The sequence below is a fragment of the Ewingella sp. AOP9-I1-14 genome (genome assembly GCF_052375995.1).
In the GTDB taxonomy this organism is placed as follows: domain Bacteria; phylum Pseudomonadota; class Gammaproteobacteria; order Enterobacterales; family Enterobacteriaceae; genus Ewingella; species Ewingella allii.
Window position 1 is genome coordinate 888153 of record NZ_JBQSVA010000001.1, and the last position, 25988, is coordinate 914140.

23 protein-coding genes are annotated in these 25988 nt (G+C 54.1%); 17 read left to right on the plus strand and 6 right to left on the minus strand.

Annotated elements, in window-relative coordinates; all coding sequences use genetic code 11:
• From ACT3RT_RS04080 to ACT3RT_RS04095, 4 genes are all read right to left on the minus strand, one after another.
• The gene (locus ACT3RT_RS04080) at positions 1-1125 is read right to left on the minus strand and encodes an FkbM family methyltransferase (RefSeq protein WP_496202534.1); all 1125 of its coding nucleotides are present in this window, start codon (positions 1123-1125) and stop codon (positions 1-3) included.
• Positions 1126-1159: 34 nt separating this feature from the next.
• A complete protein-coding gene (locus ACT3RT_RS04085) occupies positions 1160-2269 on the minus strand; it encodes a Gfo/Idh/MocA family protein (protein WP_353502922.1) in 1110 nt (369 codons plus the stop codon).
• A gap of 10 nt (positions 2270-2279) precedes the next feature.
• On the minus strand, positions 2280-3446 hold the full coding sequence (locus ACT3RT_RS04090) for an ATP-grasp domain-containing protein (RefSeq protein ID WP_353502923.1): 1167 nt from the start codon (positions 3444-3446) through the stop codon (positions 2280-2282).
• 75 nt (positions 3447-3521) lie between these two features.
• Positions 3522-4583, minus strand: a complete 1062-nt coding sequence (locus ACT3RT_RS04095; protein WP_496202535.1) for a glycosyltransferase family 2 protein — start codon at positions 4581-4583, stop codon at positions 3522-3524.
• A gap of 304 nt (positions 4584-4887) precedes the next feature.
• Between ACT3RT_RS04095 and trhP the strand changes: the two genes are divergently transcribed.
• The 9 genes from trhP (at position 4888) to ACT3RT_RS04140 (ending at position 15067) form a co-directional block, all read left to right on the plus strand.
• Positions 4888-6270: a prephenate-dependent tRNA uridine(34) hydroxylase TrhP gene (gene trhP, locus ACT3RT_RS04100; RefSeq protein ID WP_485903709.1), complete on the plus strand. Its 1383-nt coding sequence runs from the start codon at positions 4888-4890 to the stop codon at positions 6268-6270.
• A gap of 487 nt (positions 6271-6757) precedes the next feature.
• The gene (gene yegS / locus ACT3RT_RS04105) at positions 6758-7669 is read left to right on the plus strand and encodes a lipid kinase YegS (protein ID WP_485903708.1); all 912 of its coding nucleotides are present in this window, start codon (positions 6758-6760) and stop codon (positions 7667-7669) included.
• Between the two features lie 200 nt (positions 7670-7869).
• Positions 7870-9084, plus strand: coding sequence for a D-mannonate dehydratase ManD (manD, locus tag ACT3RT_RS04110; RefSeq protein WP_353502927.1), 1215 nt, complete (start codon positions 7870-7872; stop codon positions 9082-9084).
• 10 nt (positions 9085-9094) lie between these two features.
• The gene (locus tag ACT3RT_RS04115) at positions 9095-10129 is read left to right on the plus strand and encodes a Zn-dependent oxidoreductase (protein WP_496200651.1); all 1035 of its coding nucleotides are present in this window, start codon (positions 9095-9097) and stop codon (positions 10127-10129) included.
• A gap of 112 nt (positions 10130-10241) precedes the next feature.
• Entirely contained in the window at positions 10242-11531 is a 1290-nt protein-coding gene (locus ACT3RT_RS04120) for an MFS transporter (protein WP_485903706.1), read from the plus strand.
• 76 nt (positions 11532-11607) lie between these two features.
• Complete coding sequence (locus ACT3RT_RS04125) at positions 11608-12957, plus strand: MFS transporter (RefSeq protein WP_496200649.1); 1350 nt, start codon at positions 11608-11610, stop codon at positions 12955-12957.
• A gap of 262 nt (positions 12958-13219) precedes the next feature.
• Positions 13220-13744 (plus strand): superoxide dismutase [Cu-Zn] SodC, encoded by a 525-nt coding sequence (gene sodC, locus ACT3RT_RS04130; protein WP_437342037.1) that lies wholly within the window; start codon positions 13220-13222, stop codon positions 13742-13744.
• Complete coding sequence (locus ACT3RT_RS04135) at positions 13738-14271, plus strand: DUF3455 domain-containing protein (protein WP_496202536.1); 534 nt, start codon at positions 13738-13740, stop codon at positions 14269-14271. Before sodC ends, ACT3RT_RS04135 begins: the two co-directional genes overlap by 7 nt.
• A 157-nt stretch (positions 14272-14428) precedes the next feature.
• Positions 14429-15067 (plus strand): response regulator, encoded by a 639-nt coding sequence (locus tag ACT3RT_RS04140; RefSeq protein WP_496202537.1) that lies wholly within the window; start codon positions 14429-14431, stop codon positions 15065-15067.
• On the opposite strand, the gene ACT3RT_RS04145 is transcribed toward ACT3RT_RS04140, so the two are convergent.
• The gene (locus tag ACT3RT_RS04145) at positions 15064-16500 is read right to left on the minus strand and encodes a PAS domain-containing sensor histidine kinase (RefSeq protein WP_485903701.1); all 1437 of its coding nucleotides are present in this window, start codon (positions 16498-16500) and stop codon (positions 15064-15066) included. The two genes, ACT3RT_RS04140 and ACT3RT_RS04145, sit on opposite strands and share 4 nt — an antisense overlap.
• Positions 16501-16593: 93 nt before the next feature.
• On the minus strand, positions 16594-17163 hold the full coding sequence (locus tag ACT3RT_RS04150; RefSeq protein ID WP_485903699.1) for an RNA polymerase sigma factor: 570 nt from the start codon (positions 17161-17163) through the stop codon (positions 16594-16596).
• A 252-nt stretch (positions 17164-17415) separates the two neighbouring features.
• On the opposite strand from ACT3RT_RS04150, the gene sctW reads away from it, so the two are divergent.
• The 8 genes from sctW to sctR are packed head-to-tail and all read left to right on the plus strand — an operon-like array spanning position 17416 to position 25987.
• Complete coding sequence (gene sctW, locus ACT3RT_RS04155; protein WP_496202538.1) at positions 17416-18585, plus strand: type III secretion system gatekeeper subunit SctW; 1170 nt, start codon at positions 17416-17418, stop codon at positions 18583-18585.
• 48 nt (positions 18586-18633) lie between these two features.
• Positions 18634-20742, plus strand: coding sequence for a type III secretion system export apparatus subunit SctV (gene sctV, locus ACT3RT_RS04160; RefSeq protein WP_496202539.1), 2109 nt, complete (start codon positions 18634-18636; stop codon positions 20740-20742).
• Positions 20743-20752: 10 nt separating this feature from the next.
• Positions 20753-21724 carry an FHA domain-containing protein gene (locus ACT3RT_RS04165; RefSeq protein WP_496200645.1) on the plus strand — a complete coding sequence of 324 codons (972 nt, stop codon included), beginning with the start codon at positions 20753-20755 and terminating at the stop codon, positions 21722-21724.
• The gene (locus tag ACT3RT_RS04170; protein WP_396131225.1) at positions 21718-23082 is read left to right on the plus strand and encodes a FliI/YscN family ATPase; all 1365 of its coding nucleotides are present in this window, start codon (positions 21718-21720) and stop codon (positions 23080-23082) included. The genes ACT3RT_RS04165 and ACT3RT_RS04170 overlap by 7 nt, the downstream gene beginning before the upstream one ends.
• Entirely contained in the window at positions 23066-23533 is a 468-nt protein-coding gene (locus tag ACT3RT_RS04175; protein WP_485903694.1) for a type III secretion protein, read from the plus strand. Before ACT3RT_RS04170 ends, ACT3RT_RS04175 begins: the two co-directional genes overlap by 17 nt.
• Positions 23530-24222: a type III secretion system HrpP C-terminal domain-containing protein gene (locus tag ACT3RT_RS04180; RefSeq protein WP_496202540.1), complete on the plus strand. Its 693-nt coding sequence runs from the start codon at positions 23530-23532 to the stop codon at positions 24220-24222. Before ACT3RT_RS04175 ends, ACT3RT_RS04180 begins: the two co-directional genes overlap by 4 nt.
• The gene (locus ACT3RT_RS04185; RefSeq protein ID WP_496202541.1) at positions 24219-25322 is read left to right on the plus strand and encodes a FliM/FliN family flagellar motor switch protein; all 1104 of its coding nucleotides are present in this window, start codon (positions 24219-24221) and stop codon (positions 25320-25322) included. Before ACT3RT_RS04180 ends, ACT3RT_RS04185 begins: the two co-directional genes overlap by 4 nt.
• Positions 25322-25987 carry a type III secretion system export apparatus subunit SctR gene (gene sctR / locus ACT3RT_RS04190; protein ID WP_353502942.1) on the plus strand — a complete coding sequence of 222 codons (666 nt, stop codon included), beginning with the start codon at positions 25322-25324 and terminating at the stop codon, positions 25985-25987. The genes ACT3RT_RS04185 and sctR overlap by 1 nt, the downstream gene beginning before the upstream one ends.
• Position 25988 lies beyond the last annotated feature (1 nt).

The following is a 25988-nucleotide window of genomic DNA, read 5'->3' on the forward strand; positions in this document are numbered from 1 at the left end:
TTAAACGACTACACGATCAACAGGAATTGCATAAAGCACTAATTCAAAGGACAACTCTGGATGATGGGCTCGTAAATAAAACCTGTAGTTTGGTGAAAGAGATTTAATAAATTGCGGGATCGTAACCAGATCCTCTGGCTTATGGTAGACGCTGATTGCCAGAACAGGTTGATACGATTTAATGGTATCAGCGGCACCATGCAGGGCTTTGAGTTCAGAACCTTCGACATCCATCTTGATGAAAGTAGCTGCATTGCCCTGTAAAGTCGCATCAATGCTACCCACGATAATAGAATTTCCTGTGCTGGTATCACTATTAATATGTGAAGAGAGCTCTTTTCCTGAATGGAAGTAAAGAACAGACTCTTTATCCCAAACACCTTTATTAATACACTCGCAAAAATCCATTAAGCGTGTATTTTCTACTAGCTGAGAAAAACTTTTATCATCAGGCTCAAAGGCGATAATACGCTGGGGTAACATTCTATTCTGTCGGGTAATTTCAGCCATAAAGGCTTCAATACTGTCACCATTGTACGCTCCGCAGTCGATGAAAATCTCATTATCCCTTAATTGAACCGCGTCCTGAGGAAAATAATGTTGCGCTTCATAAACGGTATGGCAGTAGCTGCGTTCTGCACAGATACGCTGATTGATAAATGCTACCATTGTCGCCCGGGATTTATCATCCGATAATTCATCATACAGAGTGCTCAAGGGCTGTGTATGGGCGAAGCAAAAATCAGCCGTATAGTATTTTGTGGTATTCACACCAATAAAGGCGGGGTCGAATACCAGTATCTCCTTCACAGTTCCCTTTAATAATTTAAGCATCTCTTCATCAACTATTTGGAGTGCGATGATATAGTTATAATGTGCTGACCCTTCTATTAGTTCCTCAACAGAAATAACAGGGACATGATGAAATGAAAAACCTGGCGTAATGTATTTCTCATTTAACCCGACCAAATCAATATCAGTATGCTGACGCTGTAAAAAATCCCACGTCATTTCCCCAAGGCAGCCTGCGCCAATCAAGACCAGAGGCTTGCCATTTTTTTTCATTCTTTCAACTGTGTCGATAAAGTAATTGTTTCTTTCTGTAATCAAATCAAGAAAATTCATGACGTGCCTTTTTCATTCAATGCATAATGGAAAATCAGACATCTACTTTACTATTATGAGTAGCGCTGCGTTGAGCCTGAGTTAAAAAATGTAACCCTCTTATTGCCGCATCAGCACCAATAGTGAATGGTGTTTTCTCATTATTAAGACTTGCCGCGATATCTGCATAATAGTTGGCAAATGCTTCAATAAAACCGGCAGGATGCCCAGCCTTGAATCGGCAATAACGCGATTCTGATGCGACTAAATTATTTGCGGCTGTTCTGTCAATGAGTATATTTTCACCATACACATTATTGAATCGCAAAATTTCCGGATCCATTTGCAGCCATTCAGCACTTCCTTTTTCGCCAAACACGCGAATTTTCAATCCATTTCGGTAACCTAACGCTGCTTTACCAAACCAATAGTTACACACCATGTCATCCTCATAGCGTGAAACAATATTCACAGTATCAACCACGCCCGGGACCAGAGCAAAATGGCTGTTTACGGCATAAACATCCTTTGCATTCTTATTGGTCAGAAAATCGACTAACTGATGGAGATGGACACCCAGGTCAAGGTAAACCGTAGGAATATCAGCATCTTCACAGCGCCATGGCTGCGGAGAGGGAGCGTTTCCTTCAATACTCATTCGGGCAAAACCCTCCTGCGGCATCTCAACCATCACTTGCTGAATTTTCCCCAGCTCGCCCGTCTGAATACGCTGACGCAGCTCGCGTACCATCGGATAGCCGGTATAATTGAAAGTTACATATAGCCTTCCATCCAAATTTCCGAGGTTTTTTTGAATATCCAAAGCACCCTGAACATTGCTGACCAGTGCTTTTTCACAAATAACAGTTAAGCCATATTCAAGGCATGCCATCACGATTTCACGATGCGTGGGAGTTGGCGTCAGAATAACCACCGCATCTAACTTCTTATGTTCCGTTTCGAGAAATGCGTGGGCATCGCGATAAACGCGGTCAGTGTTAATCCCCCAATCCAGAGCCGTCTGTGTATTAATTTCGCTATTACGGCTGAAACAGCCTGCAACTAATTTAAAATGGCCATCCATTTGACAGGCGATTTTATGTGCCTCTCCAATAGCGGAGTTTTTGCCCCCACCAATGAAACCTAAAGCCAAAGGTTTTTTCATTTCACATTCCTTACTGCTCGTTAATTTGTATATAGTTTTTTAATTCAGGGGTTATCGTTTTAAGTGCTGAAAAATTATCAAGCTCGGCAAATATGACCCCAGCCCGATCATGGGGTGCCGGATTCACACTCTCTCCTGGTAATTTTAACGGCACTGTTTCAATGACCCTTCCATCGAGCTTGCTAAAGTCGAAAGAAGTAAATTGCTGAGTCTGTGAGAGTGAAACAGTGTGGCGCACAATCGCCCTGCATGGCGTGGGCCGTTGCAATTCAAAGGCACTTTTTAAACCAAGAAATGGCTGAGAAAAATAGTGGGAATAGGGAATCCCCGTCGAAAGTTCAATTAGGCGAGAATAGAGATCCCCCGGAGAACGACGCGTTAATTCAATCAACCAAAAACATGTTTCATTGGCGATAAACTGGGTATGTAATAAACCATCGGTTAGCTGTAGTTCTCTGACCAGAGTTTGCATACATTCGTGCACATTTTTACGCATGCTTTCCGATAATGTGACGCTAATACAACTACTGTTAACCTGCCACGGATAAACCGTGCAGTACTCGTCGACAAAAAATTCACAAGCGATATTTCCATCGCGAATAAAAGCAGAATGGCTATATAATTGCCCTTCGCAGAAAGTCTCGATGACTATCTGGCCCGATGCAGAAACTTCACGGGCGGTTTTAACTGCCGCATCTAATTCTGCCAGATTATTTATCTTTATAATGCCAAGCCCGCTATATGCATCTACCGGTTTTACCAATAGCGGCAATGGCAATCTTTTAGCATCCTCAAGGTTATAAACCGCCTGTGGTATCGGATAACCCTGTTTTTTGGCCCAACGGCGAAATGCATCTTTCATAAAGATGATTTCGCTCACCTCTGACGTATCAAAGCCGGCTAACCCCAATTGCTGGGCAACCCAGGCTCCCGTTAAATAAGAAATATCGGTGACGCCGGGTAGCAAAGCATTAATGCTATGCTGTTGAGCAATATCCAGCACGGTTTCGCGACTAGCGTAGTTTTCGATGATGCTACGATCCGCAAATTGATGGCCCGGATCATGTTCTTTACCACTACACACCGTCACAAAAAAACCTTGTTCTTTTGCTATCTCAATAAATGGCACTGCGGAAAATCCCGCATCCAGAATAAGCACTTCTTTTTTTTGAGTCATAACCTATTCCCAAAAATATCTATGTCGATGTGGGTAATACTAAATATTGCCGCATCCGATTTAATTACTGGCATATTATTTATGTTCCCTCTGGACTTGAGACGATTGTAAGCGTCGTCTCAACTCTTCCGCATGGGACAGCTTTGCGCGTTTGTCTTTAATAAAGTTTTCTTTTAGCCGGTATAAATCCGGTAGTACTGCAAGCCGGTCGTCGCAATATTTAATGGAGAGTGAAAGATGTTTCTCAGCATCATTATAATTTTTATCGTCAACGCACGCATTGCACTTCAAAAAGTGCAGAAGCGCATCCTTGGGTCTTTCAATTAACAAGCTATCAATCGCATTTTGATCAAGTGACGGGTTTTGCATGCAACGCTTCCAGCGAATATTCATGGCTGTAGGCCATGCATCTTCATCCATCCAGCAATCAAGAATCATCATTCTATTTTTATACATCAATGTTTCTTTATCCGCTCGATACCAGGTATTACTGCCATGACGGCAATAACAGGCAACAGTGCGTTTATCAGCTATAAATGGACCTTTCTTTGCCAGTTTGAGAAAAACATCCCAGTCTACCTGCATCAGACCTTTAGCAGGCTTTTCGATTTCGACAAAGGCAGATTTACGAATTAATGTTCCAATAAAAAGGATATGATTTCCATAGGTCAACAGTGGCTCAAAAAGATCGCCAGACAGGAATTTATCTTTATAATTACCCTTATATTCATGTCGACTTCCATCTTCATTCATAACCTCTATGCCGCCATAGCACAGCACTGCGGATTCATTACCCTCCATGATGGCGACTTGCATCGCAATTTTATCCGGATAAATGAAGTCATCAGAATCAACAACAGCAATATATTTACCATGAGATCCCAAAATGGCCTCAATCCCAGAATTTTCATCCTGAGATGCGCTATTGCTAAAATAGTTTTCTTTCCTGTTAATAAATTTCAAATCATGCTTACGTTGGTATTCCTTGATAATCTCTTTGGAGCCATCTGTAGATGCATCATCCACCACGATAACTTCAAGGTTTTTATAAGTTTGCGAAAATACGCTATCTAATGCTCTTACAATATATTTAGCATGATTGTAGCTAGTTACAATAACACTCACGAGTGGCGACACAACCGCTCCTCCTTTACAAATGACTGTTGTTAAAGCAATATCTATGCCAATTTTAAAAGCCTCGCATAATCATTTAGTTAGAAAAAGAAAGTGATCATTACACTCTCTTTCCGGAAGAGGCGTTTCTCTTACGGAAGAAAACTTTCCGGGCAAGCCTGTAATTTACGCAAAATTGATCTAGCCCCAGTAAACCTCAAATACCCACACTGATCGGCTGCTTTTTGCATTTTCAGAGGCTACAATTTCGACCTTTCGTCGCCCCGCTCTGGGACGGCCCTGACTTGATATCAGACTGAGATTGCTTATGTTTACTCCGGAATTACTCTCTCCGGCCGGTTCGCTGAAGAACATGCGCTACGCCTTTGCCTATGGTGCAGATGCGGTTTACGCCGGTCAGCCGCGCTACAGCCTGCGGGTGCGCAATAACGAATTTAACCACCAGAATCTGGCTATCGGCATTAACGAAGCCCACGCGCTGGGTAAAAAATTCTACGTGGTGGTTAACATCGCGCCTCACAACGCCAAGCTGAAAACCTTCCTGCGCGACTTACAGCCGGTGATCGACATGGGCCCGGACGCGCTGATCATGTCCGACCCCGGCCTGATTATGATGGTGCGCGAAGCCTTCCCGCAGATGGACATTCACTTGTCGGTGCAGGCCAATGCGGTGAACTGGGCGACGGTAAAATTCTGGAAACAGATGGGCCTGACGCGGGTTATTTTGTCCCGCGAGCTGTCACTGGAAGAGATTGCCGAGATCCGTGCACAGGTGCCGGATATGGAAATAGAAATCTTCGTCCACGGCGCGCTCTGTATGGCTTATTCCGGCCGCTGCCTGTTGTCTGGCTACATTAATAAGCGCGACCCTAATCAGGGAACTTGCACCAACGCCTGCCGCTGGGAATACAAAGTGCAGGAAGGCAAAGAGGATGATCTCGGAAATATTGTGCACCAGTACGAGCCGATTCCGGTAAAACAAGTGGCTGCGGCTGAAAAGGTCGAGCCTACACTCGGCGTCGGCCAGCCGACGGATAAAGTGTATATGCTGGAAGAGGCGATGCGTCCGGGCGAATATATGAGCGCCTTTGAGGATGAGCATGGCACTTATATCATGAACTCCAAAGACCTGCGCGCCATTCAGCACGTCGAAACCCTGACCCAAATGGGCGTGCATTCGCTTAAAATCGAAGGTCGCACTAAATCCTTCTACTACTGCGCCCGCACCGCGCAGGTCTATCGCCGCGCAATTGATGATGCCGCCGCGGGCAAGCCTTTCGACCCAAGCCTGCTGACCACGCTGGAAGGCCTGGCGCACCGTGGCTATACCGAGGGCTTCCTGCGCCGCCACACCCATGACGCCCAGCAGAACTATGAATATGGTCACTCGGTGAGCGATCGCCAGCAGTTTGTCGGCGAGTTTACCGGCAATCGCATTGACGGCTGGGCGGAAATTGACGTGAAAAACAAGTTCAGCGTCGGTGACAGCATCGAGATGATGACGCCAAAGGGAAATGTGCAGTTCACCCTCGAAGCCTTACGCAACAAAAAAGGCCAGCCGGTGGATGTCGCACCGGGAAATGGTCATATTGTTTACGTCTCACTGCCGGAAGACATCAATTTAGAATTCGCTATTTTGTTGCGCAATCTGGTAGAGACTGACACGCGTAACCCTCACGCTAAACCCTGACCTTAATAATTAGCGCTAATTACGCCACTAACCGTGGCGTTTTTTTATTGGAATGAAATAAAACAAAAACAATAAAAAATCTAAAAATAAGAATCCGGTCACATTCAGCAACAGAGGCTTTAGATACTATCCTCTTCGCAATTTAGACGAATGAAAAATAAGTTATCCAACGATACTAAGAACCACCTCCTTGGCCGGCTCAATCTCCCTTGAGCTGGCTTTTCTTTTTTACAGAAGCTTATTATTGGCGGCACTCATTCTATTAACAGAATAGGTTAATAGAATTAATAACTCCGATAATTAAATAGCAATTCATTCATGCGTTCAATTAACGCTCACCAATATTAATCTTCCCACTTAATTAATTCGCAGGAAATATCCCTAAGATTTGCCTTTTGAATACCTGATTATTCCGATAGCCGTGGTGGTTGTTTGTCATCTATCCTTAGAGGCAGAGTCTGAACCTTGTTACGGACAGGAGACATTAATGAAGGAAAGCATAAATGAAACGCCCGAGGCGCTTCTGATAATAAATGGAAAAGGGGCAGGCAATGAGATGTTACGCGAAGCCATTTACGCCCTGCGCAGCGAAGGCGTTGCCCTTGCAGTCCGAGTCACCTGGGAACACGGCGACGCCGCTCGCTATGTGCATGAAGCCATTGATTTAGGTTGTGAAACGGTGATTGCCGGTGGCGGCGACGGCACCATCAATGAAGTTGCCACCGCGCTCGCCAAATTGCCAGAGGGTCAGCGTCCGGCGCTAGGCTTGCTGCCGCTGGGCACCGCCAATGATTTCGCCACCAGCTGCGGTATCCCGCCAGAGTTCGATCAGGCGCTGCGCCTGGCGATTAAAGGCCGCGCGGTGGATATCGATCTGGCGCGTGTTAACGGCGATCGCTACTTCATCAATATGGCTACCGGCGGTTTTGGCACGCGGATCACCACCGAGACGCCTGAAAAGCTGAAATCAGCACTGGGCGGCGTCTCTTACTTTATTCATGGCCTGCTGCGCATGGACACCCTTAAAGCCGACAGCTGCGAAATTACCGGGCCGGATTTTTCATGGGCTGGCGATGCGCTGGTGATTGGCATTGGTAATGGGCGTCAGGCCGGCGGCGGGCAGCAGATTTGCCCCGACGCCCTGATCAATGACGGCCTGCTGCAACTGCGTTTGCTCACCTCAGAAGAGCTGCTGCCGTCGTTTATTCGTAGCCTGGTCAGCAATGAAGAGAATAAAAACGTTATTTCTATCTCTCTGCCTTGGCTGGAAATCAAAGCCCCCCATGACATGACCTTTAATCTGGACGGCGAGCCGCTCACCGGCACCGAATTCCACATTGAGATTCTGCCTAACGCCATTCAGTGCCGCCTACCGCCGCACTGTGCGCTGCTGGGCTAATACCGTCCTTCCAGACTTTCGCTAGCAAACCCTCTGCCTTCTCCTTACATGGGAGAAGGCCATCTCTATCTTCCCTCCTCCTAAGATCTTTGTGATCCCCACCAGCAAAATCCAATATGGATACTTGTATGGTAGTCAGCATAAAGCGTATTTTTCACTCAATGTACTTATCTCTTCCTACTTGGAAAAAGGTCTGATTGATGAAAATTGTTAACGCTGAAGTATTTGTCACTTGCCCGGGCCGTAACTTCGTCACCCTGAAAATCACCACCGACGGCGGCCTGACGGGGATTGGCGACGCCACGCTAAACGGGCGCGAGCTGCCGGTGGCCTCTTATTTGCAAGATCACGTCTGCCCGCAGCTGATTGGCCGCGACGCACATCAGATTGAGGATATCTGGCAGTTCTTCTACAAAGGCGCTTATTGGCGTCGTGGCCCGGTGACCATGTCAGCCATTTCGGCGGTGGACATGGCGCTGTGGGACATCAAAGCCAAAGCTGCCAATATGCCGCTGTATCAACTGCTGGGCGGGGCTTCGCGCACTGGCGTGATGGTTTACTGCCACACCACCGGCCACTCCATTGATGAAGTGCTGGATGACTACGCCAAACATAAAGAGCTTGGTTTCAAGGCGATCCGTGCACAGTGCGGCGTGCCGGGGATGAAAACCACTTACGGCATGGCGAAAGGCAAAGGTCTGGCGTATGAGCCAGCTACCAAAGGCGTTTGGCCGGAAGAGCAGCTCTGGAATACCGAAAAGTATCTCGACTTCACGCCAAAACTGTTCGAGGCGGTGCGCAACAAATTCGGTTTCAACGAGCACCTGCTGCACGACATGCACCATCGCCTGACCCCTATCGAAGCCGCGCGCTTTGGTAAAAGCATCGAAGAGTATCGCCTGTTCTGGATGGAGGATCCGACGCCAGCTGAGAACCAAGAGTGCTTCCGCCTGATCCGCCAGCACACCGTCACGCCAATTGCGGTAGGCGAAGTGTTCAACAGCATCTGGGATTGCAAACAGCTGATTGAAGAGCAGCTGATCGACTATATCCGCACCACGCTGACCCACGCGGGCGGCATCACCGGCATGCGCCGCATTGCCGATTTTGCCTCGCTGTATCAGGTGCGCACAGGCTCGCACGGGCCTTCTGACCTATCGCCAATTTGCATGGCCGCCGCCCTGCACTTCGACCTGTGGGTGCCTAACTTTGGCGTGCAGGAGTACATGGGTTATTCCGAGCAAATGCTGGAAGTCTTCCCACATAGCTGGACCTTCGACGACGGCTATATGCATCCGGGCGAAAAACCGGGGCTGGGCATTGAGTTTGACGAGAAGCTGGCCGCGAAATATCCGTATGAACCGGCACACCTGCCGGTGGCCCGTCTGGATGACGGTACTTTGTGGAACTGGTAAGGAAATCATCATGAAAAGCGTTGTTATCCAACAGCCTGGCCAACTGGTCATTACAGAGAAACCCTTGCCGCAGCCCGCGGCGGGCGAGGTACGGGTGAAAGTCGCCTATGCCGGAATTTGTGGCTCAGACGTGCACATTTATCACGGGCACAACCCTTTTGCTAAATACCCGCGCGTCATCGGCCATGAGTTTTTCGGCCATATTGACGCCGTGGGAGAAGGCGTGGAAAGCAGCCGTGTCGGCCAGCGCGTGGTGGTTGACCCAGTGGTGAGCTGCGGCCATTGCTACCCCTGCTCTATCGGCAGGCCGAACGTTTGCAGCACGTTGCAGGTTATAGGCGTTCACCGCGACGGCGGTTTTAGCGATGCGGCCTGCGTTCCGGCCAGTAATGCCTATGTGGTGCCGGACAGCATTCCAGATAAGTTAGCCAGCATGGTGGAACCCTTCACCATCGCCGCCAACATCACCGCCTTCCTCAAGCCACAGCCGCAGGACACCGCGCTGATTTACGGCGCGGGGCCGATGGGCCTGACGGTGATCCAAGTGCTGAAAGGGGTTTATGGCGTGAAACAGGTGATCGTCGCCGATCGCATTGATGAACGCCTGACCATGGCGCGGGAAAACGGCGCGGACTGGACCATCAACAACCATCACCAGTCGGTAGCTGACGCGCTGGCAGCAGAAGGCGTGAAACCGACGCTTATCGTGGATGCCGCCTGCCATCCGGCTATTTTGCAAGAAGCGATCCTGCTGGCCTCGCCGGCAGCGCGCATCGGCATGATGGGCTTCTCCGGCGAAGCCAGCCCGTTAACCCAACAGAGTATTACTAGCAAAGAAATTTCTCTGTTTTCCTCGCGCCTCAACAGCCATCGCTTCCCGCAGGTGATTGAATGGATGGCGGAAGGGAAAATCAGCCCGCAGAAGTTGGTGACGCACTGGATGCCCGCCAGCGACGTTGAAGCGGCCATGACCCTGTTCGAGAAGGACCAGCGCGCCTGTTGCAAGGTTTTGCTGCGGTTCCCGATGGAAAGCGCGCATGGTTAAAGCAGAAACCTGAAGTCCAGGAAGGGTGAGTTTTCATCCTTCTTTTTTAAGTCGTCAACACCCTACAGAACGCAACACTAATTAAAAAAACACAATACTCAGTGGAGCACCTATGTTTAAAAACCTACGCTGGATCATCGTCTTCCTGCTGTTCTTGGTCTACATGATCAACTACCTCGACCGCGTCGCGCTGTCGATAACCGTGCCGATGATTGAAAAAGAGCTGACCATCAACCCTGAGCAATTCGGGATGATCTTCGGCAGTTTCTTCTTCGGCTATGCCATCTTTAACTTCATCGGCGGGCTGGCGGTTGATAAGTTCGGCCCGACGCTGGTGCTGGGTATCGCCGTCGGCCTGTGGTCAATCTTCTGCGGCATGACGGCTATCGCCACCGGCTTCTACTCCATGCTTATCCTGCGCGTGCTGTTCGGGATGGCGGAAGGGCCCATCTGCGCTTCGGCCAATAAGATGATTAACGGCTGGTTCCCGAAGAAACAGGCGGCCACCGCCATGGGGCTGCTTAGTGCCGGTTCGCCCCTTGGCGGCGCGGTGGCGGGTCCGATCGTCGGCTATCTGGCGATCTCCTTCGGCTGGCGTCCGGCGTTTATGGTGATTGCCGCGATTGGTATCGTCTGGATGCTGGTCTGGTTCTTTGTCGTGGCGGACAACCCGCTGAAAAGTAAGCGCGTTTCTCAAGATGAACTGCGTCTCATCGACCAGATGAAAAATGAGAATCTGACCCAAGAAGAGGACTTAGCGCAGGCCGCACACGGCTTGGGCTACTACCTGCGTCAACCAATCATCTTGGTCACCGCTTTCGCCTTCTTCAGCTACAACTACATTCTGTTCTTCTTCCTCAGCTGGTTCCCGGCTTATCTGGTGCAGGCCCACGGCTTGAATATCAAAGAGATGAGCCTGACGACGGTTATTCCATGGATTGTCGGCTTCGTCGGCTTGGCGCTGGGCGGCATCATTTCCGATAAGATTTTCAACATTACCGGACGCCTGTTGCTGTCGCGCAAAATCATTCTGGTGGTCAGCCTGTTAGCCGCGGCGGTTTGCGTGGCGCTGGCAGGGGTAGTGACCAGCGTGGTGCCGGCAGTGGTGTTGATGTCGATTTCTATCTTCTTCCTCTACACCACCGGCGCTATCTATTGGGCAATCATTCAGGACGTGGTGCATAAGTCACGTGTGGGCGGCACCAGCGGATTCATCCATCTGATTGGCAGCGTCTCGGGCATCATCGGCCCGGTAGTCACCGGTTATATCGTGCAGAACACCGGACGCTTCGACAGTGCCTTTATGCTGGCTGGCGGCGTTGCCGCGCTGGGCGCGATTCTGGTGTTCTTCGTCATTAAACCGCCTAAACACCTGCCGCTGAGCGGCGTCACCCAGTCGTAAACCTTCCCTCCCCGCAGACTTTTGCGGGGAGTTATTCCCTTGGTAAGTATGCTTTTTATCAACCGGAGTCCTACCTATGTCTCAGGTTTCATCAGCACGTACAGCCGCAAACGCCCATACCCCACAAGAAGAACGCGCACTGTTAAGACGCGTCGCGGGAGCATCGGCGATTGGCACGGCGGCAGAATATTATGACTTCTTCGCCTACGGCACCGCCGCCGTTCTGTTCTTCGGACAGCTATTTTTCCCCAGCTCAGATCCGCTGGTCAGCACCCTCGCCGCCTTTGCGACCTACGCTGTCGGCTTTCTCGCTCGTCCGTTAGGGGGAATTGTCTTTGGGCACATTGGCGATAAAGTTGGGCGCAAAAAGGCTTTAGTGATCACCATTCTTATCGTCGGTCTGGGGACATTCTGTATTGGGATTCTACCGACCTACGAGAAGATTGGCTTCTGGGCGCCAGCACTGCTTATCTTCATTCGCGTGCTGCAAGGATTTGGCGTGGGGGGTGAACAGGCCGGGGCAGTGCTGATGACGGCGGAATATTCCCGCCCCGAGCGGCGCGGCTTCTTCGCCAGTTGGGTGCAGATTGGCGCGCCATTAGGCTTTTTGCTGCCTTCGGCGCTGTTTGCACTGCTCACCTCTACCCTTAGTCCAAGCCAGATGCTCGATTGGGGCTGGCGCATTCCCTTCCTGCTCAGTCTGCTTCTGGTGATAGTCGGGCTGTTTATTCGCCTACGCATTGATGAATCGCCGGTGTTCGCTGAAATCCGCAAAACCAAGGCGGTGGAGTCGCGTCCGGTAGTCGAAGTGATCAAACTCTATCCGGGCATCATTGCCAAAGGGGTCTGCGCCAAGCTGATTGAAGCCTGCGCCTTTGCCATGTTCACGGTGATTATTTTAGCCTTCGGCAAAGCTAACCATCTGAGTGAAAGCATCTTGCTGCAAACCATGATTGTGGCGGTGATCCTCGAGATATTCGCCATTCCAATCATGGGGCACCTGTCCGACAAAATCGGCCGAAAACCAGTCTATATGGCGGGCGCGCTGCTGCTGGTGGTTGGCATTATTCCCTTCTTCCTGGTGCTCAAACATGACAGCTTCTGGATGACGCAAATCGCCATGATTTTGGCGCTGACCTTCGGCCACAGCATGTGTTACGCACCGCAAGCCTCTTATTTCCCAGAGCTTTTCCCAACGCGAATTCGTTGTAGCGGCATCGCGCTTATCTGGCAAATAGGCTCGCTGATCGGCAGCGGCGTGCTGGGCTTGATCGCCGTGAAAATTTTGCAGGTCACCGGCGGTGATTACCACGGGCTGGCGATTTACATGATGGTGCTCGGCGTAGTGTCTATCATCGGGCTGGCCCTGCTCCCAGAAACCGCCCCGCGCAAGTTAAAAGGCGAATATCACAACTGGGGAGGTTAAACACGTTCAGCGCCTTCGCAGTCAGAAGGCGCTGTCTATACTCTTACTGACGGTTCACTGTCATCCGTGTCTTAACTCGCGTTGGAAATAATCGGTTTGGCTTATTAAAGCGATAGTCGCCCCAGTTGGAACCATTGTTGTTGTTATAACTACTTAGCTGAGGGCAAAACAACGGGGTGATAATCCTCGGTGGCGCCCCATAAGCTTGGCTGGTTTCCAGCATTGACTGTTCCAAGGGGAAATAATGACTTTACTACGCACAATCAAGCACGCTGCCCTACTCTCTTCCGCGTTGGCATTCGCCGGTGTGGCCCATGGCGCAACGATTCAAACTGTTCAAATGAATGAAGTCTTTGCCGATGGCACTTCTAAACCCGCCGGAACCATCACGGTTGAAGCAACCCAGTACGGCGTGCTGTTTACGCCTAACCTGAAGGGCCTGCCGCCGGGCATCCACGGCTTCCACGTCCACACCAATCCGGACTGCGGCCCGGCTAAGCAAGACGGCAAAATGGTGGCCGGTCTGGCCGCCGGTGGGCATTTCGACCCGGCCCATACTGGCAAGCATGAAGGCCCGTGGGGCAACGGCCACTTGGGCGACCTGCCCGCGCTGTATGTCGGCATGGACGGCACCGCGACTTACCCGGTCATGGCTCCTCGCCTGAAAATCTCTGACGTTAATGGCCACTCGCTGATGATCCACGCGGGCGGCGACAACCATTCTGACCATCCGGCCATGCTCGGCGGTGGCGGTGCGCGCATGGTGTGTGGTGTGACTAAATGGTAAGTATCACGCGTCCACGTTTAGCATTAGCCACGTTAGCCCTGCTGTCAGTCGGCGCATGGGCGGGTAACAGCGACGCCGTGGCGGGCAGCTGGAAAATGGCCTCTTGGGAGAAGTTACAGACCCAGCTCTATGCGCGCGGGGTGCAGATTTATCGCTGCGCCGCCAACGACGACAACCAGACCGGTAAGTGGGTGTTTCAGGCACCAGAGGCCGATCTGTTTAGCGATAAAGCCATGACGGATTTAGTCGCCAAACACTTCGACGGCCCACAGTGGCAGGCGCTGGACGGCAGTCAGGTGAGCGGCAAAGTCCGCGCCACCAAGGCCGCGCCCGATGCCAATGACATTCCGTGGTTGATTCTGTCCGGCTCGTCGCACCAGCTGCCGGGCATCTTCGCACACGTCTCGACTATTCAGCGCGTTGACACCCACGGCGGTACCCCCGGCAAAGCGATTTGCGCTAAGGCGCAGTACGGCGCGACCCTCAAAGTGCCTTATACCGCGACCTATCGCTTCTTCACATCCTAAACAAATGTTAAACAGAAACGGGCTGAGTGACTCAGTCCGTTTCATTACGAAGGTTTAAGCTTGTTCCCCTTCTTTTCGCCGCTTACACTCACTCAAAAATCGATCATTTCCGGATTATTCCGAGTTGGTCGCCACAATAAGAAAAATCGTTATCCTCATGCAAACAACCATAAGATTAATGCTCGCCGACGACCACGTTCTGATGCGCGAAGGGCTAAAACAGATTTTTAATCTGGATAAACAACTGACCGTGGTCGCGGAAGCGGGCAACGGCGAAGAGGTTTTAGCCGCGCTGGCGCAGACTGAATGCGACATTTTGCTGCTCGATCTCTCCATGCCCGGCATCAGCGGGACAGAGATGGTGCGCAAAATTGCCAAAGATTGGCCGAGCCTGCCGGTGCTGGTCCTGAGCATGTATAACGAGCCGCAGGTGGCAATGACCGTGCTTAACAGCGGCGCGCAGGGCTTTATCACCAAGGATCAGGACCCGCAAACCCTGCTCAACGCCATTCATCGCGTCAGCCAGCTTCAGCGCTATATCGATCCCAGTCTGGCGGAGGCGATCATTTTCTCCAACGGCGACACCAGCGAGCAATATCGCTACGCCACCCTTTCCCAGCGTGAGAAGCAGATCCTCTCCATGCTGACCCGCGGCGACAGCATTAACGCCATCGCCGACGCGTTGAAAATCAGCAATAAAACGGTGAGTACGCACAAGGCGCGGATGGTGGAAAAGATGCAGTTCAGCAGTAATGCCGAAATGATCCGTTTCGGCATTAAACATAACCTTTCTTAATATGATGCTGGTAATTCACCCGTGATGCGCACGTGAGTTCCCTGCTGCGGCTGGCTACAAAACTGTAATTCCCAGCCCAGCATGGTGCAGCGCTCGCGCATGCCCAGCAGGCCAAAAGCGGTAGAAGGCACGCTGTTGACGTCAAAGCCCTGGCCATTGTCGCGCACGTCAATAGCCAGCGAACTCCCGGTCTGAACCACTTTGATATGCACCCGGCTGGCCTGCGCGTGGCGATACACATTGGTCAGCGACTCCTGCACCACGCGGAAAATCGCCGTGGTGTGCTCGTCGGAAAGCGCAATGTCATCCTCGCTCACCTCCAGCGTACAGCAGCAGTCCCGGTGATATTTATTCGACTCATCGCGCAGCCATCTTAGCGCCGGGATAAGGCCCATGTTGAGTACCGCCGGACGCAGAATGGTCGACAGGTCGCGCACAACGCGAATGGTACCGTCGACAATATCCTTCAGCGCCTGCATCTGCTCGCTGCACTCACGCCCTTCGGCATGCATCAGCGAGATTACCACCCGCAGCGTACTCAGCCGCTGGCCCAGCTCGTCATGAATTTCGCGGGCGATGTGCTTGCGCTCGTTCTCCACGCTGACCTGAATTTGCTGGGTCATCTGGCGCAGCTGCTCGTGGGTGCGTTTCAGCAGTTGGTCATCTTTGAACTGACGAGTAATGTCCTGGCCGGTGATCAGCACTGATTTCAGCACGTGGCGATCGCTAAATTCCGGGATGAAGCGCAGCTGAAGAATCGACTCCTCTTCGCCATCGAGCTTGCGTAACACGTTCTCGAACAGCTTGCCGGTCTGCACTACGGAGCGCACCGACAGGGCGATTTGTTGGAACAACAGGCTGTTTTCCAACACGTTTTGTAATGTTTGCCCCACCAGCGGGCCGTCGACATAGTCCAGCCAGCGCTGGGCCGCCTCATTGGCGTACAGACAGCGCAGATGAGTATCCACGCGCAGCATAACGTCGGGCACGTTTTTCAACATACCGCGCAGGCTGTTTTCGCGTTCGTAGTAAAAGCGGTGTAAATCGTTGCGGTGGCGCGTGTCGCAAATCACTACGGTCGCGTGCTGGCGCTGTTGGTAGATAAATCGGCTGGTACAGACTTCAGCGGGAATAATGCCCTGCGTCTGGGTGGCATAAAAAACGTTAAATTTGTCGCCGTAGCTGGTGGTTTCCACTTGCCACAGCAGGGCCAAAATATTCTGTTCCTGATGCCCATGCAGGAAAGAGAGTATGTCTTTGCCATACAGCGTCTGGGCGGTTTCGCCCATTAGCTTCATTGCATGTCGGTTGGCGTAGGCGATCCGATTGTTGTCATCAATGATGTAAACCGATTCGCGCAAATTCTCGAAAGCCGCGTCGGTCAGATTGGTAGCGGCAGATAACTCTTCATGCTGCGGTTGGTTGTCTAGCATTGCCGGTTGATCCTGTGGCGCATTAACATCACCCTGCGTTCACAGAACAGGGCAACGTTATTGGCGACCAATTTTCATATTTTTCATGTGAAATTAGAAAGCGATATCCGGATCAAGCTCGTTTCGCAGTGACTGACGCAGGCGCGACAGCCGGGAACGGACGGTGCCAATCGGGATTGCCATTTCGAGCGCTACTTCCTGATAGCTAATATCACCGTCGACGATCAGCTGTAACATTTGCTGGGATTCTTCGGGTAGGTGCGCCACAACGCTGAGCACTTTGGTTAAGGTGCGGTGCCCGGCAGTAAGGTCATCTGGCTTGTCGTGGCAAGGCAGCTGGCTCAGCAGTTCATCGCTCAACTCATCGTGCAGGAAACTGGTGGCCCGCGATTTATAATAATTGCGCACCAGATTCAGCGCAATGCCGAAAACCCACGTCTCAGGGCGAGAAGCGCCCGAATACTTATGCTTATTTTTCAACACTTCCAGCCACGTAGACTGCACTAAATCTTCCACATCAGCATAGTTCGCCACGCGTTTTCGAATGAAGTTAATCAGGCGCTTTTCCTGCTGGCTCATCACGCTCTCCCAACGAACGGCCGGAACCGGCAGTGGGAAAGGCTGATCCACGTAGTGCATTTCATAATCTAATAATGCTGACATTTGAGAACTCCTTATAAGGGGTGGAGTTACTCCTGTAGCAAGCGCCGTGCCAGCATAAAAAACCACTTTAAGTCATTGATTTATATAAATCACAAAGGCAAATTAGGACCATTCTGAGTCTGAAGCGACACAGCTTTTTTGGCCACTTGTGCAACTTTTGACACAAATCCATCCCGGCTTTAAAAATTTCAATTCTTACGGAACCGCGCCGCATTCCGCACCACACAACTGCATTGACCTGTAGAGGTGTTTATGCGAATTCATCCCCCCCTTCCGAAAGTACATCACCAGATTCAGCCGACGGCCGATGAGCTGAATGACATTGATGGTGGCGATAGCGACGACAGCGGTAAGAGCATCACCACTCTGCGCAAGGTGAAATCACCGGCGGTGGAATTTGCCGAAGCCATGGAGAAAGGCGGGACCCAGCTGGCGGAGTCGATCGAAAGCCGTTCGAAGATTGACGAACAGCGCGCGGCGAATAACCGCCCGACGGGACGGCTGCGGGTAGCTATCGACAAAATCGAGCGCCTGACCGAGCTGTATCAGCTGCTAGACAACCAACCCTCTGCGACCCAAAGCAGGCAGCAAGGGGCAATTGAGGCGCTGACCTCACGCAGCGGCGGCGCCACGCCGGAAGAGTATGTGTCTGCCGCCGACGGCGACCCGGCGGTGGCGGATACGCTGCTGCGCATGTCATTGGAGAAGGCGCAGAAGAGTCAGGACAGCGCGGCGATTGAAAGTATTCAGCAGGCGCTGGCCAGCCTTGGCAGCAAGTTCGGCGAGCAGATTGCCGCTGGCGTAAACACCGCCGCCGCTATTTCTCTATTTACTACCCAGCCTGAGCAGAAACAGGCGATGCGCCAAATCTATTACAACTCGGTGATTGGTCAGCAATCCTCGGGGTCGATTTTCGACGCCCTGCTCGATAAGTTCGGCAAAGAGGGGTTTATGCCCGCCCTGCGCACCTTGCAACGCGCGCTAGCCGACGACATTGCCGCGCTGGCTCCGTCGATGACGCCGGTGGCGCTGCGCAAAGTGCTGAGCGGCCTGAATGACACGCGCTCCATTACCCACACCATGGCGGCGGTCGATACCCTGTTGCAGCGCATGAACAGCAAATACCCGCACATCTCTCTCGATGGCTCGCAGCTGACCCGCCGCCTGCTCAACCTGACCCAGAACGGCTTCTACGCACGCGACCTGACCAATCTTGGGCAGGAAGTGGCTGGCTCGCAGCCGCAGCATCAGTCGGTGTTTTTCAACCAGCTTTTGCCGCTGTTACAACAGCTGCCGGCCACCCTGTGGCGCGACGATAAGAACCGTGGCAGCGCGCTGACTATGCTGCGCTCGCTGATTGGTGAGTACGTCACTTGGGAACAGAAAATGGCCCGACAAACTAAAACATCCACCGGCGGCTAATGCCCGTTCGTTACCCATTTTGAGCATGGAGATGGCCTGAGGCTGTAGATGAATACCCTATTTAACCTGTTAAATAAAATTGCCATCAGCGCGATGCAGCGCTCAGAAATCGTCGGGGCGGCTATCGCACTGGCGATCGTGTTCATGCTGATTATTCCGCTGCCGCTGCCCCTGATTGACGTGCTGATTGCCGTCAACATTAGCCTGTCCTCGCTGCTTATCGTGCTGGCGATGTACCTGCCAAAGCCGCTGGCCTTCTCGACCTTCCCGGCGGTGCTGCTGCTGACCACTATGTTTCGCATGGCGTTGTCGATTTCCACCACTCGCCAAATCTTGCTGCAACAGAACGCCGGGCACATTGTGCAGGCGTTCGGCGACTTCGTGGTGGGCGGCAACCTGGCCGTGGGTCTGGTGGTGTTCTTGATTCTGACCGTGGTCAACTTTCTGGTTATCACCAAGGGGTCTGAGCGCGTGGCGGAAGTGGCGGCGCGTTTCACCCTCGACGCCATGCCGGGCAAGCAGATGTCCATCGACAGCGATCTGCGCGCCGGCATGATCAACGTGCAGCAGGCGAAAAAGCGCCGTGAAGATTTAGCCAAGGAGAGTCAGCTGTTCGGTGCCATGGACGGCGCGATGAAGTTCGTTAAAGGCGACGCCATCTCCGGCTTGGTTATCCTGTTCATCAACATGATCGGCGGCTTCTGTATCGGCGTTTTACAGCTGGATATGGCGGCGGGCGACGCGATGCACACTTACTCGATCCTGACCATCGGTGACGGCCTGATTGCCCAGATCCCCGCCCTGCTGATCTCGCTGACCGCCGGGATGATCATCACCCGCGTGTCGGGCAACGATGAGATTCAGGACAATAACATTGGTCGCGAGATCACCGAGCAGCTCACCAGTCAGCCGAAAGCCTGGATCATCTCCTCGTTCGGCATGCTGTGCTTCGCCCTGCTGCCGGGGATGCCGACGGTTATCTTTATTATTCTGGCCGCCATCACCTGTACCACCGGCTCCTTCCAGCTGTGGAGCGCGCGCAAGAAGGCCTCGCAGGTGGTGCATGAAGGGGGCGACGCCGTCGCACCTGACATGAACGGCAGCGAAGATCTGCGCTCCTTCAATCCGTCTCGCTTCTTCCTGCTCAGCTTCCCGGCAGCGCTCAATGGCGACCCGATAGTGGAGCAAATCACGGAAGAGATCCGCCGCATGCGTAACCGCATTGTCTATCGCTACGGCTTTACTCTGCCGCCGTTCAATGTGGAATTCACCACCGCCATGCCTGACGACGAGTTTCGTTTCAGCGTGTATGAAATCCCACAGGTGATCGCCAGCCTTAGCCGCGATCGCTACGCCGTGGATTCGCGCTGGCTGACCGAAGAGCAGCGCAATGAAGCCAGTGGCCGCACGCCGGGCAACGAGCGCCGCAACGAAGGCCAATTCCTGTGGCTCAGTGACAACGACAGTCTGCTGCAACAGAAAGAGATCCCGGTGTGGAGCGCCTCCCAGCTGCTGCTCACCCGCATGGAGCAGGCGCTGTTCGCCAACAGCCCGCGCTTCCTCGGCTTGCAGGAAACCCGCGCCATTCTGGGTTGGCTGGAGAGCGAGCAGTCTGAGCTGGCGCAGGAGTTCCAGCGCCTCTTCCCTCTGCCGCGCCTGACCGCCGTGTTGCAGCGTCTGGTGGCGGAACGCATCCCACTGCGCGCGGTGCGCAGCATTACCGAATCGCTGATTGAGCACGGCCAGCACGAGCGCGACGTCAACCTGCTGGTCGATCAGGTGCGCATCGACATGAAAGAGCACATTTGCCACCAGTATGCCGGTGACGACGGCATGCCGGTCTGGCTGTTGACGCCGGAAACCGAAGAAGTGCTGCGCGACAGCCTGCGTCAGACCCAGAGCGATACCTTCTTCGCACTGGATCAACAGCAGCACTCCCAATTACTAGAACGCCTAAGAGAGATCTTCTCACCCTTTGATTCGTTATCCGGCGTGTTGTTAACGGCGCAAGACTTACGCAGCCCGCTACGCATGTTGATTCAGGATGAATTCAACCATGTACCTGTCCTGTCGTTTGCCGAGCTGCAGTTCAATCTTCCGGTGAACGTGCTGGGTCGTATTGAGCTGAATACTTCACTCGAATCCTTCAACGCATAAGGACGTCATCATGTATGAGCTCAGAGTCTTAAATGGTCTTCATGAAGGTGCCGCACTCCCCCTCAGCGGCAACCTGTGGTGGATAGGCAACGCGGTCGAGAGCGACCTGCAACTTTGTGACAATGGCATCAAGGCGCGCCACTGTCAGCTCATGCGTCAAGACGACCCCTCGGGTCAGCCCGCTCAGTGGCAGATTCAGGCCGAAGACGGCGTGGTGTGCAATCGCGAAGGCGAGCGCCAGACCATGCCGTTCACTATCGTGCCGGGAGAGATTTTCACCCTCAGCGGCGTGTGGATCTGTCTGGAAGCCGCCGAAGCCGCGTGGGCCAGCGGCCCGGCCATCACCCAGCCTGCGGCGCAGTCCGTGGCCCAGCCCGAGCTGGCATTTCAGGCTGCCAGCAACGATGGCCGCATTGCGCCAACTCCGACGAAAAAATCGCTGATCAAACGCCTGCTGCCGCCGTGGGCGCAGATCACCGCCGTGTCGCTGATGCTGCTGTTCGCCATCACCGTGACCAGCTGGATTTTACAGCCGGGCATGGCGGAACAAAGCACCGACACCACCGCGCAAATCAGCAAGCCGCGCCTCGACGATCAGGCCGCCATGCGCGCCGTGGTGGATCACATGCTGCGTGAGCGCCAGCTGAACAATCAGGTGAAAATCGATACTTCGCAAAAAGGCATTATCCTGCGCGGCTCGCTGGCTAAAGAACAGTTACCCATTGTCCAAAGAATGGTCGACAACGTGGAGAACAACTATCAGTTGGGCGTGCCGTTGATTAACGACACCGAGGCGCGCGCCACCACCCTGCCATTCCGCATTACGCAAATCACCGACGGCAGCAAGGCCAATATCGTCACTGACGACGGCCAGCGCTTGTTCGTGGGCGACGAGCACGACGGCTTCCGCTTAGTGCGCATCAGCGCGAGCGAAGTGCAGTTTAGCGGGCAGGACAACAGCGACATCACGGTGAACTGGTAATGAACGCCTCCGACGCACTGGACAGCTGGTATCAGCAACGCTCGCAGGCGCTGGGTGCCGTTTCGGCGGTGACCGCCAGCGGCAAAATTACCGGCATCAACGGCATTCTGCTGGAGAGCAGTTTGCCGCAGGCGCGCATTGGCGACCTCTGCCGCGTTAGCCGCAGCGGCGACGAAGAGATGATGGCGGAAGTGGTGGGCTTCAATCCGCATCACACCCTGCTTTCGGCGCTCGGTCCGCTGGACGGCGTGGCGCAAGGGGCCAAGGTGGTGCCGCTGTTCCAGCCGCACAGCATCGCGGTGTCCGAAGCGCTGCTCGGCAGCGTGCTCGACGGATTTGGCCGCGCCATTGATGAAGAGAGCATTTCAGCTTTTGCCTTATCCAGCGAACACCCTAATGCCACGCCGGTGCTGGGCGACGCCCCCTCCCCGACCGACCGCCCGCGCATCGACACCGCGCTGACCACCGGCATTCGCGCCATTGACGGCCTGTTGACCATCGGCGTCGGTCAGCGCGTCGGCGTGTTCGCCGGTGCAGGTTGCGGCAAAACGACCCTGCTGGCCGAGCTGGCGCGTAATACGCCGTGCGACGCCATAGTCTTCGGGCTGATTGGCGAGCGTGGCCGCGAGCTGCGCGAATTCCTCGACCACGAGCTGGACGCCGAGCTGCGTAGCCGCACCGTGCTGGTCTGCTCCACCTCGGACCGCAGCAGCATGGAGCGAGCCCGCGCTGCCTTTACCGCCACCTCGATTGCCGAAGCCTTTCGCGACAGCGGCAAAAGCGTGCTGTTAATCATCGACTCCCTGACCCGTTTCGCCCGCGCCCAGCGTGAAATCGGTCTGGCGCTGGGTGAACCACCGGGGCGCGGCGGCCTGCCTCCGTCGGTTTACACCCTGCTGCCCGGCCTGCTGGAGCGCGCGGGGAAAACCTCTAAAGGCTCGATTACCGCGCTCTATTCCGTGCTTATCGAGCAGGACTCGATGAATGACCCGGTGGCGGACGAAGTGCGCTCGCTGATTGACGGTCACATCGTGCTGGCCCGCCGTCTGGCCGAGCGCGGCCACTATCCGGCGATTGATGTGTTAGCCAGCCTGAGCCGCACCATGTCCAGCGTGGTGGAAAAATCCCAGATGCAGGACGCCTCGCTGGTGCGCCAGCTGATGTCCTCCTATCAACAGGTCGAAATGCTGATCCGCCTCGGGGAATACCAGCCCGGCAACGACGCCATGGTGGACGCCGCCGTGGTAGCGCAGGACGCCATCAATGCCTATTTGCGTCAGGCGGGCCGCTCGCCGACCGCCTTCGAAGATGTTCGTTACGCCCTTGCTGAGGTAAGCCGCTATGCGCCGACACATTGATGCTGAAACCCCGCCAGAGCCCGATCTGCAAGCCGAAGAGCTGCACCGCATTCTCAAAGTGCTGTTGCCGATCCGCAAACAGCGCCTGAGCCGCAGCGAGCGCCTGCAACGCGCCGAGGCCGCCAAACTGGTGGCCTGCGACCACGCGCTGAGCGCCGGTGAAGTGAAGCTCACCGAGCATCGCGAGCACTACAGCACCGCCAGCGAGCTGGTGGATGCCCAGCACGTCGGCCAAACCGAGGCCTTAAACAAGCTGCGTAAGGCCCTGAATGATGAGCAGTCGCGCCGTCTCGCGGTCCAGCAGCAACAGCATCAACTGGCGCAGTTAGACGCCGACCGCCAACAGCAGCAGCGTCAGAATGAAAGCGCCCAGCGCGATGTCACCCTACGCCAGCGCGAAGTGGAAAAAGTGGAGTATCTGCTCCAGCAGCACCAGGGGAACCACTCATGATGCATCGCCCTTTGCTTCACCCATTGGCCTCGGCGGCCCGCCCGCCGCAGCACCATAACAGCGATGCGCAGGCCGAGGCTCAGGCTCAGGCCAGAAACCACCCTGACCCGACGCCGAATGACAACAAGCCCAAAGTCCCCGCGCAGCCCAAAAACCTGCCGTTTACACTGGCATCGAGCCAGCAGAGCAGCCGCCCTTCTACGCCGTCACGCGGCGCGGACAAACAGCGGCTGAACCGCGATAAAGACGATTTCACCAGCCTGCTCTCCGGCGACGACCAGCCGCTGGCCCCAATGCTGCCAGTGATGCTGACTGACAATAACGCCGGGCAAAGCTTCCAGCCGATGTTGTCGGAAACCAGTGAAACCGCGCCATCTGCTCCGCCTCCGGCCTGCTGGCAGATTGTCGAACCGGCTCTGACGGAAGGTATCGATAAGCAGCCCGCCTTCCCGGCGACCTTCAGCCTGCTGCTACCGCAGCTGGGGGAGGTCACCGCGCAGGTTAACCAAAACACCAGCGGCGAGCTGGATATCGCGCTGGCCTTCTCACGCGGCAGTTTTGAGGCGGTGCGCGGCGCACAGGAGAACTGCGGACGTTCGCTGTCGCAGCGTCTGGGGCAGCGAGTGCGCTTGCGCTTCAACCTGCAAGACGGCCGCCCGCAGGACAGCACGCAGGATAAATGGGCATGAGTTCACTCATTTTTAGACAGCAAAGCCGCGCCGAGGCCGACGCCCGACGCTGGATAGGCAAGGGCCAGACGCTGGCTTTCTGGCATGAAAATCAGCCCGGTGAGTTGAGTCTTTGCCTGAGCGAAAACGCCGCCAGCGACGCCGATTGGCAGCGTTTTAGCTGTGCGGCGGGCACGCTGGCATTTAGCGATTTCGCCCCGCTGTTCTCCCTGCTCAGCGAATGCCCGGCGATGAGCGGCGACAGCGATGACGACGGCGAATGGTACTGGGGGCTGTTCAATCAGAGCCTGTTTAGCGAGGTGGCGTCGCTGTTTGGCAGCCTGCGCCCGCTGGACTCGGCATCCGGCAGCCCGGACGCGCTCTGCTTGCAGATACAGGTCAGCTTTGCCGGTCAGCAGGCCCGCAGCCAGCTGCGCCTGTCGGCCGAAACCCTTAACCGGCTGGCGGCCACGCCCGGCTGGCAGCCACAAGGCGCGACGCTGATTGAGGCCCTGCCGCTCAACTTGCCTCTGGTGGTGGCGACCTTCTCGCTGCCGCTGGAGGAGATAACCCAATTACAGTCAGGCGATGTTCTGCGTGCGCCCTCTTCACACTTCAGCGTTGAAGGCCACGGCGTGATTAACATCGGACAATTGGCACTGCACGGAGCGTTACAACCTTCGCCCGACTCCCCGCACAGCGCCTACTTTTCACTTTACGATATCAAGGAGTTACCCATGAGCTATCCGAATGACCCACTGCTGCCTGAAGATGAAGATAATCCGTATCCACACGTGGATGAGACGGATTCCGGGTATTACGCGCAAAGCGAAATGCACGACGACATCGGCGGTGAGAGTCAGCTCAACGTGGCGCTTAACGCTCTGCCGCTGGAGTTAAGCATTCGCTGCGGGCAGCTCAAACTGACGTTGGGCGAATTGCAGCAGTTGGACGTCGGCTCGACGGTGGTGGTGGATAACGTCACGCCGGGCGCGGCCATGCTGTGTCACGGCAGTTTCCCGATTGCCAAAGGGGAGTTGGTTAACGTCGATGGACGCCTTGGATTGCAATTGACCAGTATCATCAATAACCAGCCTGTTGGCGCCGAGAAAGGTGTGTAATGACCACCGACCTGAATGCCTTTAACCCGCTGGCGCTGGCGCTGCTGCTTGGCGCGCTCTCTTTAATGCCGCTGGCGTTAATGATCACCACCAGCTTTTTAAAGATTTCCATTGTGCTGATGCTGACGCGAAACGCCCTCGGCGTGCAGCAGATCCCGCCAAACATGGCGCTCTACAGCATCGCGCTGGCCGCCACCTTGTTCGTGATGGCGCCGGTGTTTAACGGCATGCACCAGCGGTTTACCGACCGGCCGATAGACACCACGTCGTCTGAAAAGCTGGAAAGTACTTTAGCCAATGGCATTCAGCCCCTGACCGTCTTTATGCAGCACAACACGGACGCCGATATCGAGACGCACTTGCAGGAGAATACCCAGCGCATGTGGCCGAAGGATATGGCGGATTCGGCGGTGAAAGATCGCAGTAACCTGATGCTGCTGATCCCGGCTTTTGTGCTGTCCGAGCTGCAAAGCGGTTTTAAAATCGGCTTCCTGATCTTCATCCCCTTCGTGGTTGTCGACCTGATTGTCTCCAACGTGCTGCTGGCACTGGGGATGCAAATGGTGTCGCCAATGACCATCTCGTTACCGCTAAAAATTCTGTTATTTGTGATGGCCAACGGCTGGACGCGCCTGCTCGACGGGCTGTTCTACAGCTATTTGTGAC

Excerpts from the sequence above, each read along its gene's own strand:
- ACT3RT_RS04080 (WP_496202534.1), bottom strand. The coding sequence starts at position 1,125 with ATGAATTTTCTTGATTTGATTACAGAAAGAAACAATTACTTTATCGAC.
- ACT3RT_RS04085 (WP_353502922.1), bottom strand. The coding sequence starts at position 2,269 with ATGAAAAAACCTTTGGCTTTAGGTTTCATTGGTGGGGGCAAAAACTCC.
- ACT3RT_RS04090 (WP_353502923.1), bottom strand. The coding sequence starts at position 3,446 with ATGACTCAAAAAAAAGAAGTGCTTATTCTGGATGCGGGATTTTCCGCA.
- trhP (WP_485903709.1), top strand. The coding sequence starts at position 4,888 with ATGTTTACTCCGGAATTACTCTCTCCGGCCGGTTCGCTGAAGAACATG.
- yegS (WP_485903708.1), top strand. The coding sequence starts at position 6,758 with ATGAAGGAAAGCATAAATGAAACGCCCGAGGCGCTTCTGATAATAAAT.
- manD (WP_353502927.1), top strand. The coding sequence starts at position 7,870 with ATGAAAATTGTTAACGCTGAAGTATTTGTCACTTGCCCGGGCCGTAAC.
- ACT3RT_RS04115 (WP_496200651.1), top strand. The coding sequence starts at position 9,095 with ATGAAAAGCGTTGTTATCCAACAGCCTGGCCAACTGGTCATTACAGAG.
- ACT3RT_RS04120 (WP_485903706.1), top strand. The coding sequence starts at position 10,242 with ATGTTTAAAAACCTACGCTGGATCATCGTCTTCCTGCTGTTCTTGGTC.
- ACT3RT_RS04125 (WP_496200649.1), top strand. The coding sequence starts at position 11,608 with ATGTCTCAGGTTTCATCAGCACGTACAGCCGCAAACGCCCATACCCCA.
- ACT3RT_RS04135 (WP_496202536.1), top strand. The coding sequence starts at position 13,738 with ATGGTAAGTATCACGCGTCCACGTTTAGCATTAGCCACGTTAGCCCTG.
- ACT3RT_RS04140 (WP_496202537.1), top strand. The coding sequence starts at position 14,429 with ATGCAAACAACCATAAGATTAATGCTCGCCGACGACCACGTTCTGATG.
- ACT3RT_RS04145 (WP_485903701.1), bottom strand. The coding sequence starts at position 16,500 with ATGCTAGACAACCAACCGCAGCATGAAGAGTTATCTGCCGCTACCAAT.
- ACT3RT_RS04150 (WP_485903699.1), bottom strand. The coding sequence starts at position 17,163 with ATGTCAGCATTATTAGATTATGAAATGCACTACGTGGATCAGCCTTTC.
- sctW (WP_496202538.1), top strand. The coding sequence starts at position 17,416 with ATGCGAATTCATCCCCCCCTTCCGAAAGTACATCACCAGATTCAGCCG.
- sctV (WP_496202539.1), top strand. The coding sequence starts at position 18,634 with ATGAATACCCTATTTAACCTGTTAAATAAAATTGCCATCAGCGCGATG.
- ACT3RT_RS04165 (WP_496200645.1), top strand. The coding sequence starts at position 20,753 with ATGTATGAGCTCAGAGTCTTAAATGGTCTTCATGAAGGTGCCGCACTC.
- ACT3RT_RS04175 (WP_485903694.1), top strand. The coding sequence starts at position 23,066 with ATGCGCCGACACATTGATGCTGAAACCCCGCCAGAGCCCGATCTGCAA.
- ACT3RT_RS04180 (WP_496202540.1), top strand. The coding sequence starts at position 23,530 with ATGATGCATCGCCCTTTGCTTCACCCATTGGCCTCGGCGGCCCGCCCG.
- ACT3RT_RS04185 (WP_496202541.1), top strand. The coding sequence starts at position 24,219 with ATGAGTTCACTCATTTTTAGACAGCAAAGCCGCGCCGAGGCCGACGCC.
- sctR (WP_353502942.1), top strand. The coding sequence starts at position 25,322 with ATGACCACCGACCTGAATGCCTTTAACCCGCTGGCGCTGGCGCTGCTG.